The following is a 13,668-nucleotide window of genomic DNA, read 5'->3' as shown; positions in this document are numbered from 1 at the left end:
GGCGGCAATCAGCCGGCAAGCCGCAGATCGACAGGCATTGCGGTCGGCGCGGGCTGATCGGGCCAGATGCCGCGCGTATCGTACACGGCCTTTTTCGCCCGTTCGTCGAGCGGCACCGATTTGAAGACTTCGTGATCGACCAGAACGATCATCACCGGGCAGCGCTCGATCGCATCGTCGAGGTCGATCAGCGTCGCACCGGTGCCATCGAACGCGCGCGGCAGTTCGCGTGCATAGGGCTCGACGATGCGGACGCGCTCGCCATAGCGATCGGCAAGTGCCGCCGCGACCTTCAGCGCCGGGCTTTCGCGGAAATCGTCGATATTGGCCTTGAAGGCGAGGCCGAGACAGGCAACCGGCCGGCCCGGGTGCTGATCGATCAGCGCGATCGCGCGGTTGATCGTGTGCGCGACCTTGCCATCGTTGACTTCGCGCGCGGTGCGGATCAGCGGCGTCTGGGCGGGCGCGGCACTGACGAGGAACCACGGGTCGACCGCGATGCAATGCCCGCCGACGCCGGGACCGGGCGACAGGATGTTGACGCGCGGGTGGCGGTTGGCGAGGCGGATAACCTCCCAGACATCGACGCCCATCTGGTCGGCGACCAGGCTCAACTCGTTCGCAAAGGCGATGTTGACGTCGCGGAAGGCGTTCTCGGTCAGCTTGGTCATTTCCGCCGCGCGTGCAGTCGTCGTGACGCAGGCGCCGCGAACAAAACGACGATAGAAGGCGAGCGCCTTGCGCGCGCAGCGCGGGGTAATGCCGCCAATGACGCGGTCATTGTCGATCAGCTCGACGAGAATGCGCCCGGGCAGCACGCGTTCGGGGCAATAGGCGATCGAAACATCGGCTAGTTCAGTGCTCTTGCCCGGCATCCTCAGATCGGGCCGCAGCTGGGCGAGCAGGTCGCGCACCTGTTCGGTGGTGCCGACCGGCGAAGTTGATTCGAGCACGACAATGTCGCCTGCCTTCAGCACCGCGGCGACGGTGGTTGCGGCCTTCAGCACATAGCCGATGTCGGGCTGGTGATCGGCCTTGAACGGGGTCGGCACGGCGATGACGAACACGTCAGCGGGTTCGATCAGGGTCGAGGCGCGCAGATGCCCGCGGGCGACCACGCCCGACACGAGCCCGTCGAGATCGACTTCCTCGATGTGAACCTTGCCCGAATTGACCGTCTCGACGACATGGTCGGACACGTCGATGCCGAGCACTTCGACCCCGGTGCGCGCGATCACCGCAGCAGTCGGCAGGCCGATATAGCCCAAGCCGATGACGGCTACCTTTAGGTCAGAGCCCGAAACCATGCGCAACGATCCCCGCAATCCGTGCCGATGCGTGGCCGTCGCCAAACGGGTTGTGCGCGCGCGCCATCGCTTGATAGGCGGCGTTATCGTCGGCGAGAGTGAAGATTTCGGAAACGATGCGGTCTTCGTCGGTGCCGATCAGGCGGGCAGTACCGGCGACGACGCCTTCGGGGCGTTCGGTGGTCTCGCGCATCACCAGCACCGGCTTGCCGAGCGCGGGTGCTTCCTCCTGCACCCCGCCCGAATCGGTAAGCACGATGTGGCTCATCCCCAGCGCGCGGATGAAGTGCGGATAGTCGAGCGGATCGATCCGCGCGATGTTGGCGCGGTCGCCCAGAATGCGGTCCATCACCGACACGACATTGGGATTGGGATGGACCGGGAAGATGACCGCGAGATCATCGCGGTTGGCGATGCGGGCAATGGCGCGCGCGATGTTTTCCATGCCCCCGCCGAAATTCTCGCGGCGGTGCGTGGTCACAAGGACGATGCGTTTGTCGGCAAACCGCGCGGCGAGCGCGTCGAGCCCCGCGGCAAGTGCCGGATCGGCCTCGATCCGCGCTTGCGTGGCGAGCAGCGCGTCGATCACGGTGTTGCCGGTGATGTGGACGGTGTCGGCGGCAATGTTTTCGCGCAGCAACGCATCGGCGGCGGTCTGGGTCGGCGCAAAATGCTGGTCGGTGATCGGCGCGACGATCCGGCGATTCACTTCTTCCGGGAAGGGTTGATAGATGTCGCCCGATCGCAAGCCCGCTTCGACATGGCTGACGGGCACCTTGCGATAATAGGCGGCAAGCGCACCGACCATTGCGGTCGCGGTATCGCCCTGAACAATGACGCGGTCGGGGCGCTCATTGTCCATCACATCGCCGAGGCTGGTCAGCAGACGCGCGGTCAGCCGGTCGAGCGACTGGCCCGGCTCCATCAGGTCGAGATCGATGTCGGGCACAATCCCGGCGATTCTGAGCACCTGATCGAGCAGCCCGCGATGCTGTGCGGTCACGCAAGTTCGCACCTGAAGGCCGGATTGTCGCGCAAGCGCTTGAACAACAGGAAATAGCTTGATCGCTTCAGGACGGGTCCCGAAGATGACAAGGACTTTGGCAGGGGCGGTCGGCATGCGCCTCTCCTAATGCGCCATCTTTAAAGCCGCGCTAACACTGGCGCTCTCATAATCCCGCCGCAATTGCCGAACATGGGCAGCGATTGATCAAGGATGGTTCCGATGGAGTTCGCTGCATGACGTTCAAGCCGCTGCGCAAGGCCGTATTCCCGGTGGGCGGCCTCGGCACGCGCTTCCTTCCTGCAACCAAGGCACTCCCCAAGGAAATGCTGCCGATCGTCGATCGCCCGCTGATCCAATATGCCGTCGACGAGGCGATCGAGGCGGGGATCGAGCAGATGATCTTCGTCACCGGGCGCGGCAAATCGGCGATCGAGGACCATTTCGACATCGCCTATGAGCTCGAAACGACGTTGCGAGACCGCGGCAAGTCGCTCGACATTCTGCACCAGACCCGCCTTGCGCCCGGCGCCGTCGCCTATGTGCGTCAGCAGGAGCCGATGGGGCTGGGGCATGCAGTATGGTGCGCGCGTGACATCGTCGGCGACGAGCCGTTCGCGATCTTTCTGGCCGACGAATTGATGATCGGTCAGCCCGGCTGCATGACGGCGATGGTCGAGGCCTATAATCGCACCGGCGGCAACATCGTGTGCGGGTATGAAGTGCCGCCGTCGGAAACCGTCAAATATGGAATCATCTCGCCCGGGGTGGAGGACGGTGCGCTGGTCGAAGTGCTCGGGCTCGTCGAAAAGCCGCCGCTCGGAACGGCGCCGTCCAATCTGATGATTCCCGGCCGCTACATTCTGCAGCCTGAAGTCATGCGTATCCTCGAGACGCAAGGGAAGGGCGCAGGCGGCGAAATCCAGCTGACCGACGCGATGGCGCAGTTGATCGGTCGTCAGCCGTTCCACGCCTTCCGCTTCGGCGGACGCCGCTTCGATTGCGGCGACAAGGCTGGCTACATCCAGGCCAATCTCGCGCTCGCGCTCGATCATCCCGAAATCGGCCCGCGGGTGCGTGATTTCGCGGTCGATCTGCTCGGCGGCGGCGCGTAACGCGCGGGTAAGAAAGCTTAAGCAATTCGGCGTAACGCCGCTGCCATGGCAGCAAGGCGGTGGGCGTCAGCGTCGGCAGGCAAGGGCTCGCGGAGCGTCAAGCGGTGACGCGGTCGCCGATGAAGGTCATCTATGAGCCGCCGCTGCGCACCGTGCTGGTGAGTGGCGGCGCAGGTTATGTCGGCGAGACGCTCTGCCGCATGCTTGCGAGTGACGGCGCGCTGCGGGTCATCAGTGTCGATCACTATGGCGACGGCGCCGTCCCGCGCGAAACCGGCAATTTCCGCGCGATCGATCTGAACGCGGTCGACGGCGCATCACTGGCAGCGCTGTTCGCCGAGGAGCAGGTCGATTCGGTCATCGCGCTGACCGCGCCCGACGGCGACGATCTGGCCGAAGTCGCGCATGGCTGCTGGGCACAACTGGCCGATGACGAGCGGGCGCGGTGCCGCTTCGTCAGCGTGACCCCGCGCGATGCAGCCGCACCGCGCCTGATCGCTGGGTTGCCGACCATCCGCGCCATTGTTGCCGACCTCTATGGCCCCGGCCAGCCTGAAGACGCCCTGATTCCGGCGAGCATCATCGGCGCGCTGGCTGGTGCGCCGATTTGGGTCTGCAACGGCGGGCTCGCCGTTCACGACTGGCTGCATGTCGATGATCTGGCGATGGCATTGTTGACGGTGCTGGTCCGCGGCCAGACCGGCACGACCTATCAGATCAGCGCGCGCGAGACGCCGTCGGCGCTGGCCACAGCGGCGATGATCTGCGACCTGATCGATCGGCTCGCGCCAAGGCCCGATGGGCGCAAGCACCGCTCGCTGATCCGTTTCCGGACGCAGGCGATGGCCACACAGGCGCCGCCGCTCGACCCCGCGCGGATCGAGCGTGAGCTGGGCTGGCATGCCCAGATTGGCTTGCGTGACGGGTTGATCGACGCCATCGACTGGTATCGGGGTCGACGTGCCGACGAGGCGCTCAATCCTGCTGGAAGCGCGATGCCGCTTGGCGATGGCGTGCCCGGTCGCGCGAGATTCGGTTCGGCAGCATAATGATCAGCCGGGCCAGTCGTCGCAGGCTGTAGCCGAGCGCAAAGCCCGGCGCCCCGCGCGCGCGCTCGACCGGGCGATCCCAAAGCGTTTTCGCAATGCCCCGGCGCACGCGCCATGAATCGGCAGCGGCGAGGTTCGCAGCGATCAGCGCAAGGTTGGCGACCGAATAATAAGTCAGGTCGCTGCCCCCGACCGGTCCGGCAATGCAACGCCGATTGACGGCATGTGCAAACCGCATCGACCAGCGGCCGCGCCATTGCCGGACGAGCGCCTCATCGACCGCGAGACCGAAGAGCGTATGGCACAGCCACACTGCCGACGCCGCATAGCCGCCTGCCCCGAGCCGATCGGCCTCATCGAGCATGGCGGCAACCGTGCTTTCCGGCTGACGGCGCAGATAGCCGTTCACATCGGCGATCCATTTCAGCCGCGACCAGCCGTGGCTCTGGCCATGGCAGGCGAGATAGGCAAGCTGCAGCCGGTCGTTCAGCGTCCGCAACTGACCGTTGCCGACCGGCACCTGGCGGGGACCAGCAAAGGGATCTGCCCCCGCCAGCAACGCCGGCGAATCGACCAGCCGCCAGTGCAATTCGACCGCAAGCCCGGTCGGGCCGATGAAGATCGCTTCTTTGGCAAAAGCGACGAAGTTCAACAGTTGTGCATCGTCGAGCCCGACGGGCTCGTGCATCGCGTAACCTGCACCGCGCAACAGCGAGCAAGCCTGCGCCACGCGGTCGGGCGGGATCAGCAGGTCGATGTCCCAGCAATGTTTGATCGCGACATCGCCATAAGCCAGCACGCCGATCGGTGCGCCCTTGATCGTCAGGCATGGCACGCCATGCGCGTCGAACAATTGCTGCAGCCGCAATGCCTCGCGCGTCAGCGATAGCGTGCGGAGCGCGCCGCTACGTGCCTGCGCTGCCAGTCCGCTGCCGGCGAGGTGTGCCGGGTCGACATGGCTTCGGGCAAGCGCATCATGAACCAGCCCGGCAATACGGTGCCGCTCGGCGAGTGCAGCAACGCGCGGCCAGCGAATGGGGGCGGCAAGCGCTTCCTCGACGGCATGCGCGCGCTGCGGATCGTCCGGCGCGCGGCACGCAGCCACCACCAGCCGCAGCTCATTGTCATGCTCCACCGACGGTCGATGCGACACTCAACGCCCCTTTTGGCAGGGTTCAGGCGAACGGCTCGGGCGCGATGCCGCCGCGACGCTACCGGGCCGAAGATTAGATGACCACCAGATTTTGCGGCGCCGAGGCGGCGAGAATGCCGACCAGTCCGCCTGTGCTGGCACCGGCAATCAGATCATCGGCGGTCATGCCGGTCATTGCGAGCCCGGTCTGGCAGGCGATCAGGGCCACTCCGCTTTCGATCGCCATGCGCAGCATTGCCCGCCGGTCGGGCAGGCCGGCCGCCGCAAGCGCGGCGCTGTCATCATCGCTGCGTAGGGTATCGGCGAGCAGCGCGACCGCGCGTTCGTGCGCATAAACCTGTACGTCCTGGCCGAGCGCGGCCTGCGCCAGCGCGAGGCTGAGCGCGGCGCGGGCGCGGGTTGCGTCCTCGGCGACCAGCATGATCGTCAGGCTCATCGCGCGCAGCCCGGACAGCCGGGGTCTTTCGGCAGGGCGAGCGTACGAAAGCGGAAGTCGAGCGCATCGACGATCAGCAGGCGCCCGGCGCTGTCCGCCCCGAACGGCACGATCGCCCGCATCGCTTCGAGCGCGGCAAGGCTCCCCAGCACGCCGGTCATCGCGCCCAACACGCCGTCTTCGGCGCAACTGCCCGCCTCGCGATCGGGCGCGGCACCGACGAAACAGCGATAGCAGGGCTTGTCGGCTTCCCAGCCGCGATAGACGCCGAGCTGCCCCTCGAACTGTCCGACGGCGGCGGAGACGAGCGGGACGCGGAGCCGGTGGGCGGCATCGGCGACCGCAAGGCGTGTCGCGAAATTGTCGCAGCCGTCGATCACGACATCCGCCGTGCCGATCAATGCTGCGGCATTGGTTTGGGTGAGCCGCTCGGTCACCGGCGCGACCGTGACATCGGGGTTGAGGGCCGCTATCGCTGCCGCCGCTGCTTCGGCTTTCGGGCGACCGACATCGGCGGTGCCGAACAAGGTCTGGCGCTGCAAATTGCTGAGGTCGACCCGGTCATCATCGATCACGGTCAGCCGCCCGACACCGGCCGCCGCCAGATACTGGATCGCGGGCGATCCGATGCCACCGGCGCCGATCAGCACGACATGCGCCGCCAGCAGCCGCGCTTGCCCCGCGCCGCCGATTTCCTTCAGGATCAAGTGGCGGGCGTAGCGATCGAGCTGGGCGTCGCTCAGCGCCACGATCAGACGCCCGTCGAGCCGAAGCCGCCGAGGCCGCGCTCGGTGGTTGCGCTAAAGGCCTCGACGACCGCGAACTCGGGCCGGGCGATCGGCAGGAACACGAGCTGCGCGATGCGGTCGCCGGGATTGATCGTCAGCGGCTCGCTGCCCGGCGGGTTGCGCAGCCACGCGCTGATGAAAATCTGGTCGGCATAATCGGCATCGATCGTGCCGACCGCTTGCCCCAGCACCAGCCCTTTCTTGTGCCCCAGCCCCGATCGCGCGAGCAGGAAAGCGACCAGATGCGGATCGTTCATCAGAACGGCAATGCCCGACGGAATCAGCACGGCGGGCGCCTGCGGTTCGAGCACCAGCGGCGCATCCAGACAGGCATGCAAGTCGATCCCCGCCGACATCGCCGTCTGATAGCGCGGCAGGCCCCAGTCATGGAGGCGGGGGTCGAGAACCCGGAGTTCAATACGCGGCGTAAGTGTCATGGCAGCGCCCAAAGATTGCGCGCGTCCGGTAGCTGGCATCGGGGCGCGCTGGCAAGCCACGTTAAGTCCGCGATCATGCATCCACAGATCCGCTAGACGATCAGCACCGGCAGACCGATGCGCCGACGCTGAGGGACGTACTGGCGCTGCGGATCGCCATCGGCTGGCGGGGGTGGCAGCTGCCGCGCTACTGGCCCGCCGCAGCCTGACCGATTGCTTCGGCGATGCGCGCGGCGATGCGTGCGGCGACGACGTCCTTGGGCTGCGAGTCCCAGCTTTCGACGCCTTGCGCGGTGATCAGATGCACGGCGTTTGCGTCGCCACCCATCACGTCGCCTGACACGTCATTGGCGATGATCCAGTCGGCGCCCTTGCGCACGCGCTTGGCAGTCGCATGCTCGACCACGCGCTCGGTCTCCGCAGCAAAGCCGATCAGCAGCGCCGGACGCTTCGGGCTGCGCGCCAGGCCTGCAAGAATGTCCGGATTTTCGACCAGTTGCAGCGTGGGCGCGCGCGCGCCCTTCTTGATCTTCTGCGGCGAGGCGGCGACGCGCCAATCGGCAACGGCAGCGACCATCACTGCAGCATCGGCGGGCAGCGCGGCATCGACGGCCGCCGCCATTTCGAGCGCGGTCTCGACGTCGATGCGATCGACTCCGCCTGGCGTGGCAAGCGTGACCGGCCCGGCGATCAGCGTCACGCGCGCGTCCAGCTCGGCCAGCGCGGCGGCGATCGCAAAGCCCTGCTTCCCCGACGACCGGTTGGCGAGATAGCGCACCGGATCGATCGGCTCGTGCGTCGGGCCGGCGGTGACGATGATGTGCTTGGCCGAAAGGCTCATGCCACGCCGAGTGCGGACCGGATCGCAGCCAAAATCGCGTCGGGTTCGGGCAGGCGGCCGGGGCCGAATTCGCCACAGGCCATCGGGCCTTCGTCGGGTGGCAGCACGGTGATGCCATCGCCCCGCAGTGTCGCGACGTTGCGCTGGGTTGCCGGGTGCAGCCACATCCGCACATTCATGGCCGGCGCCGCCAGCACCGGTTTGTCGGTTGCCAGCAGCAGCGTGGTCGCCAGATCGCTCGCGATGCCGTTGGCCATCTTGGCGAGCAGATCGGCCGTCGCCGGGACAACGACGACCAGATCGGCTTCGCGGCTCAGCTGGATGTGGCCCATCTCGGCCTCGTCCTTCAGGTCCCACAGGCTGGTGTGGACGGGCTGCTCGCTCAGCGCGGCGAGCGTCATCGGGGTGATAAACTGCGCGCCGGCATCGGTCAGCACGCACCGCACGCCGATGTCGGCCTTGCGCAGCAGCCGGATCAGTTCGCAGACCTTGTAGGCGGCAATCCCGCCACCGACGATCAGCAGGACTTTCTTCATCGAACCTCCCGCGTCACGACCACGCGGCGATGTCGCCGCGCCTGTACGATCAGGTCCTTCACGCCATCAGGCACAAAGGCGAGGCCGACAAGGAAAGCGGGCGCGATCATCAGCCCCCAATAGAAGGTGTCGACCCGCCCGAACAGGCTCAGCAACACGCCGTAGGCGGCAAAGGTGGCGATCGCGCGACGCGCGAGGCTGCCCGGCCAGGCGCTCCAGCCGAACAGCGCAAGGCCGACGAGCAGCGCCGAAGCCCAGGCTGGGGCAATCGCCAGCGCGGTCGAAATGCTCATTGTCTTTACGAAGAAGCCAAAGCCGAGCAGCCCGGCCCAGCCCGGCGAGGCGGGATCGCTGCTCTGCACGACGCGCGCTACGGCCCAGGCATGCGCCGCGATCACCGGCACCATCACGGCAAGCGCCGCCGCCCAGCTCGCAGCTTCGCGCCGCCGCCGCTCGACCAGGGCGAGCACCGCCATCGTCATCACATAGAGCGCGGCGGTCTCGCGGATCAGCATTGCCATCAGCGCGAAACCGACCGCGTGCGCCCAGCGATCGTCGCGGCGCAGCGCCAGCGATAGCGCGATCAGCAGCCCGGCCCAGACTTCGTGGAAATTGACGAGCTCCACCTGAACAAAGGCGGCCATCCCGCCAATCAGCAGCACCAGCGCAATCGCGAGCGGTGGCGCGCGGGCGAAGGCGGGCCGAAGCCGGATCGTCCAGGCAATGAGCACGGCAGCGGCAAGCGCATAGAGCAGGGCAATCGACGCCATCAGCGGAATCGACGCCTGAATGACGGCGAGCGTCGGCAAGCGGAAGGTGACGAACGGCCGCAGCGGATAATCGCCACGGCGGAGCGCGGTTGCGGTGACCGTGTAATAATCGCCGCGATTGCGCACACCCGCGACAATCGATTCGTACAGGATCACATCGGCCTTGTCGTCGGCGCGCCTGGCCGGATCGGTGCTGACCGGCGGCGGGCCGGGCGTCATCAGTGCAGTCAGGCACGCCAGCAAGAGCAGCGCGAGCAGCCCTAGGCCGATCCGCGCTTGCGCGGGCCGTAGCGCGCCGAAACGCGTCGGCTCGTTCAGCCAGAGGGGCGCGGCGGGCCCGGGCATCGCCTAATGCAGCACCAGCCAGGTGGCGCCGATGCTGACCGCCGCCGTCACCAGCGCGACCGCGACATAGCTCCAGAAGCTGGTCGTCCGGGGCGGCGGAAGCGGCCTGAGCGGCGGGGCAGGGGGTGCCCCGCCGGGTGGCGGGAAATGGCGCTCGATGTTGCGGACGAGTTCGGGCAGCCGCGCAACCGTGCGCAGGTCGGTGATCAGCCGGTCGGCGACATAGGCTTCGGGACCGAGTTCAGTGCGGATCCATTCGCGCACGAAGGGGGCGGCCGTTTCCCACATGTTGATGTCGGGATCGAGCGCCGTCGCCACGCCTTCGACCATCACCATCGTTTTCTGTAGCAGCAGCAGATGCGGCTGCGTCTGCATGTCGAAATCGCGGGTGATGTTGAACAGCCCGTCGAGCATGTTGCCGACCGACATTTCCTTGACGGGCATTCCGCGCATCGGCTCGCCGACCGCACGCAGTGCCGTTGCGAACTCGCCGATATTGTGGTGCGGCGGCACATAGCCCGCTTCGAAATGGATCTCGGCGACGCGGCGGTAATTGCCGGTGATCAGACCGTAGAGGATCTCGGCAAGCCAGACGCGCGCACGCCGGTCGATCCGGCCCATGATACCGAAATCGATCGCGGCGAGCTTGCCGCCGGGCAGCGCGAACAGATTGCCCTGGTGCAGGTCGGCGTGGAAAAATCCTTCGGCGATCGCCTGGCGCAGGAAAGCATGCACCAGAATATGGGCAAGGCGCGCCGGGTCATGCCCGGCGGCGATCAGCGCGGGACGGTTCGAGAGCTTGACGCCGTCGATCCATTCAAGCGTCATCACGCGGCCGGTCGTGCGCTGCCAGTCGATCTTGGGGACGATGAAATCGGGCTCCGCCGTCATGGCCTCTGCCAGTTCGGATGCCGAGGCCGCTTCGCGCCGCAAGTCGAGCTCGCGCGCGGTCCAGCGCTTGAAGGTCTCGATCACCAGCCGGGGGCGCAGTCGCGTCAGCTCGCCGCCCATCGTCTCAAGCCGGGCGGCGGCCCATTCATAGGTATCGATCGCGCGCGCGAATTCTTCCTCGACGCCGGGGCGCAGCACCTTGACGGCGACGGTCCGGCCGTCGGTGGTGACCGCACGGTGAACCTGCGCGATCGAGGCAGCGCCGACGGGCACCGGATCGATCGAGGCGAACAACTCGTCCAGCGGCCGATTGAAGGCCGCGCGCATCGATGATTCGACGACCGCGAAGGGCATTGGCGGCACCGCATCCTGCAGGCGTGCAAGGTCGCGGGCAGCAGCATCGCCGATGATGTCGGGGCGAGTAGCGAGCGTCTGCCCGAACTTGATCGCGGGCGGGCCGATCGCCTGCAGCGCGTCGGCATAGGCCGGCGTCGCCGGCACGCGGGCGCCGAAACGCGCAACCCGGCACAGCCGCCGCACGGCAGGCGGCGTGTTGGGATCGCGTTCGATGCCGCGCAGCGCGCCATGGCGTGCGAGGGTGCGGCCCCATTTGAGGAGCCGCCAGAGATGCGTTGCGGTGGCGGTCATCGACGAGGGGGCGCGCTCAAATCTTCCACCCGCTGTGGATCGCGACCAGCCCGCCGAGCATCGGCTCGACTCGCGTCTGCGCAAAGCCCGCCGTCCGGATCATCGCTTCGAAGGTCGGCATGTCGGGGAAGCGGCGGATCGATTCGATCAGATAGCGATAGCTGTCTTCGTCGCGCGCGACGATCTTGCCGATCTGCGGGACCAGATGATGCGAATAGGCATCATAGATGTCGGAGAAGCCGGGCCACAGCGTCGTCGAGAATTCGAGGCAATAGAAGCGACCGCCGCGCTTCAGCACCCGGTGCGCCTCGCGCAGCGCCGCCGGGATGTCGGTCACGTTCCGGATGCCAAAGGCGATCGTATAGGCATCGAAAAAGCGATCGGGGAAAGCGAGCGATTCGGCATTGGCTTCGGTCCACACCAGCCCGTCGATGCCGCGCTTGGCCGCGCGATCGATGCCGACCGCCAGCATGTCGGGATTGATGTCGGCCACCGTCACTGCAGCACCGCCCGCGGCAAGCCGGAAGGCGATGTCGCCGGTGCCGCCGGCCATGTCGAGAATCGATTCGCCACCGCGCGGCTTCACCCGCCGGACGAAGCGATCCTTCCAGATGCGGTGCATGCCGCCCGACATGGCATCGTTCATGATGTCATAGGACCGGGCGACGCTGGTGAAGACTTGCCCGACGCGCTCGGTCTTTTCGTCGGCGGCAATCTCTTGATAGCCGAAGGATACGGTCTCGCTCATCGCGCCGCTCTAGCCCGCAGGTGATGGCGGGGCAAACGCAACCTGCCGATGTTTGCATCGGCGCGGCGCGTCGCCTAGGCGCGGAGCGAATGCCCGAGTTGCCCGAAGTCGAGACGACCGTTCGCGGATTGCGCCCCGTGCTGCTGGGCGAAACACTGGCCAGCGTCATCACGCGCCGGGCGGATTTGCGGCGCCCCTTTCCGCCCGACCTCGCCCAGCGATTGACCGGCGCGCGGGTGGAGGCACTCGATCGCCGCGCCAAATATGGCCTGATCGCGACTGACCGGGGCGACACGATGATTTTTCACCTCGGCATGTCGGGCCGGTGGCGTGTCGATCCGTCGGCCGACTTGCTGCACGATCATCTGTCGATCGTAACCGGGGCCGGGCGGCGGCTTGCGCTCAACGACCCCCGCCGGTTCGGCTCGGTCGATCTGGTTCGCACCGATGCCGTCGCTGACTTTCCGGCTTTTGCGGCGCTCGGGCCGGAGCCGCTGGGGGCGGCATTCGACACTGATTATCTTGCGCGCGCGATCGAAGGCCGGATTGCGCCGATCAAGGCGCTGCTGCTGGATCAACGCGTCGTGGCCGGGCTCGGCAACATCTATGTCTGCGAAGCGCTGCATCTGTCGGGCATCGCGCCGTCGCGCGCGGGCGGGCGAATCGCGCGGGCACGGCTCGCGGGGTTGATCGACGCGATCCGCGCCGTGCTGACGGCCGCGATCGAAGCTGGCGGATCGAGCCTGCGCGACTATGCGCGACCCGATGGCGAGCTTGGCTATTTTTCGAAACAATGGCGCGTCTATGGTCGCGAAGGCGCGCCGTGCCCGCAGTGCGGCGCTGAAGTGCAACGGCGCCCGGAAGGGGGACGATCCACCTTTTGGTGCGCGCGCTGCCAGCGCTGACGCGCGGAGACAGGCGGGCGTTGACGAAGCGGCGAAGGGCCGCTATGTGCCGCGCCTTCCGGGCGAGCCGTGGGTGGTTCGCACGTCCCTGTTTCATCAAAAGGTTCGAGGCACTTCATGGCGAATACGCCGCAAGCGAAAAAGCGAATCCGGCGCAACAACCGCCGCGCGGAGATCAATACCAACCGCGTCAGCCGGATCCGGACCTTTGTGAAGAAGGCCGAAGCCGCGCTTGAGTCGGGCGACAAGGAAGCCGCCAAGGTCGCGCTCGCCGCGATGCAGCCTGAGCTGATGCGCGGCGTCGCCAAGGGCGTACTCCACAAGAACACCGCCTCGCGCAAGTTCGCACGGCTGACCAAGCGCTTCGCCGCGCTGGCCTGAGCCACCTGTACCGCTGGGGCAGATTGGCCCGCCGGACTTGGGTTCGGCGGGCTTTATTGCGTCTGCGAATGGCCGGATTGTCGGCGGCCAGGCCGGACCGCGCCTCCATGGTTAAGCGAGCATACCCGATATCTTAAAATGCAGGATTTACCGCGATTCGCCTTCATTGCAGTTTAGTGACTATTATATTACTGTTCGCGATCAACAATTTACGCACAAACGACGCGTTTCTGCGGCCCAAGTCGAGTCAATGCCATTTATTTCAAATTCTTGACATAAGGTGCTTGATCGACTCGCGCGGGTCTTCATAATCGG

13 protein-coding genes and 1 pseudogene are annotated in these 13,668 nt (G+C 66.6%); 4 read left to right on the top strand and 10 right to left on the bottom strand.

Annotated features, from left to right (window positions below):
- Positions 1–8: 8 nt before the first annotated feature.
- Positions 9–1,307 carry a UDP-N-acetyl-D-mannosamine dehydrogenase gene (gene wecC, locus AX672_RS01425; protein WP_066647115.1) on the bottom strand — a complete coding sequence of 433 codons (1,299 nt, stop codon included), beginning with the start codon at positions 1,305–1,307 and terminating at the stop codon, positions 9–11.
- Positions 1,291–2,427: a non-hydrolyzing UDP-N-acetylglucosamine 2-epimerase gene (gene wecB, locus AX672_RS01420; protein ID WP_066647113.1), complete on the bottom strand. Its 1,137-nt coding sequence runs from the start codon at positions 2,425–2,427 to the stop codon at positions 1,291–1,293. The genes wecC and wecB overlap by 17 nt, the downstream gene beginning before the upstream one ends.
- Positions 2,428–2,546: 119 nt before the next feature.
- Between wecB and galU the strand changes: the two genes are divergently transcribed.
- Together galU and AX672_RS01410 are read left to right on the top strand one after the other, a co-directional pair.
- Complete coding sequence (gene galU, locus AX672_RS01415) at positions 2,547–3,425, top strand: UTP--glucose-1-phosphate uridylyltransferase GalU (protein ID WP_066647111.1); 879 nt, start codon at positions 2,547–2,549, stop codon at positions 3,423–3,425.
- A gap of 104 nt (positions 3,426–3,529) precedes the next feature.
- Positions 3,530–4,474, top strand: a complete 945-nt coding sequence (locus AX672_RS01410; protein ID WP_168727280.1) for an NAD-dependent epimerase/dehydratase family protein — start codon at positions 3,530–3,532, stop codon at positions 4,472–4,474.
- Here AX672_RS01410 and AX672_RS01405 read toward each other — a convergent pair.
- The 8 genes and pseudogenes from AX672_RS01405 to AX672_RS01370 form a co-directional block, all read right to left on the bottom strand.
- Positions 4,401–5,627, bottom strand: coding sequence for a nucleotidyltransferase domain-containing protein (locus tag AX672_RS01405; RefSeq protein ID WP_082730314.1), 1,227 nt, complete (start codon positions 5,625–5,627; stop codon positions 4,401–4,403). The genes AX672_RS01410 and AX672_RS01405 overlap by 74 nt on opposite strands.
- A gap of 73 nt (positions 5,628–5,700) precedes the next feature.
- On the bottom strand, positions 5,701–6,063 hold the full coding sequence (locus AX672_RS01400; RefSeq protein ID WP_066647102.1) for a DsrE family protein: 363 nt from the start codon (positions 6,061–6,063) through the stop codon (positions 5,701–5,703).
- Positions 6,060–6,812, bottom strand: coding sequence for a HesA/MoeB/ThiF family protein (locus AX672_RS01395; RefSeq protein ID WP_066647099.1), 753 nt, complete (start codon positions 6,810–6,812; stop codon positions 6,060–6,062). Before AX672_RS01395 ends, AX672_RS01400 begins: the two co-directional genes overlap by 4 nt.
- A 2-nt stretch (positions 6,813–6,814) precedes the next feature.
- Positions 6,815–7,288, bottom strand: a complete 474-nt coding sequence (gene dut / locus AX672_RS01390; protein ID WP_066647096.1) for a dUTP diphosphatase — start codon at positions 7,286–7,288, stop codon at positions 6,815–6,817.
- Between the two features lie 187 nt (positions 7,289–7,475).
- Positions 7,476–8,665, bottom strand: a pseudogene (gene coaBC, locus AX672_RS01385) (bifunctional phosphopantothenoylcysteine decarboxylase/phosphopantothenate--cysteine ligase CoaBC).
- Positions 8,662–9,780 (bottom strand): DUF2079 domain-containing protein, encoded by a 1,119-nt coding sequence (locus AX672_RS01380; RefSeq protein ID WP_066647095.1) that lies wholly within the window; start codon positions 9,778–9,780, stop codon positions 8,662–8,664. Before AX672_RS01380 ends, coaBC begins: the two are co-directional and overlap by 4 nt.
- 3 nt (positions 9,781–9,783) lie before the next feature.
- Positions 9,784–11,319: a 2-polyprenylphenol 6-hydroxylase gene (gene ubiB, locus AX672_RS01375; protein ID WP_066647093.1), complete on the bottom strand. Its 1,536-nt coding sequence runs from the start codon at positions 11,317–11,319 to the stop codon at positions 9,784–9,786.
- Between the two features lie 16 nt (positions 11,320–11,335).
- Positions 11,336–12,067 carry a class I SAM-dependent methyltransferase gene (locus AX672_RS01370; protein ID WP_066647090.1) on the bottom strand — a complete coding sequence of 244 codons (732 nt, stop codon included), beginning with the start codon at positions 12,065–12,067 and terminating at the stop codon, positions 11,336–11,338.
- A gap of 89 nt (positions 12,068–12,156) precedes the next feature.
- Between AX672_RS01370 and mutM the strand changes: the two genes are divergently transcribed.
- Both mutM and rpsT read left to right on the top strand, forming a co-directional pair.
- A complete protein-coding gene (mutM, locus tag AX672_RS01365; RefSeq protein ID WP_066647087.1) occupies positions 12,157–12,972 on the top strand; it encodes a bifunctional DNA-formamidopyrimidine glycosylase/DNA-(apurinic or apyrimidinic site) lyase in 816 nt (271 codons plus the stop codon).
- Between the two features lie 117 nt (positions 12,973–13,089).
- On the top strand, positions 13,090–13,353 hold the full coding sequence (rpsT, locus tag AX672_RS01360) for a 30S ribosomal protein S20 (RefSeq protein ID WP_066647083.1): 264 nt from the start codon (positions 13,090–13,092) through the stop codon (positions 13,351–13,353).
- Positions 13,354–13,668 lie beyond the last annotated feature (315 nt).

This window comes from Sphingomonas sp. CCH10-B3 (assembly GCF_001556185.1).
In the GTDB taxonomy this organism is placed as follows: Bacteria; Pseudomonadota; Alphaproteobacteria; order Sphingomonadales; family Sphingomonadaceae; genus Sphingomonas; species Sphingomonas aquatica.
This window is presented reverse-complemented; position numbering and strand designations above follow the sequence as displayed.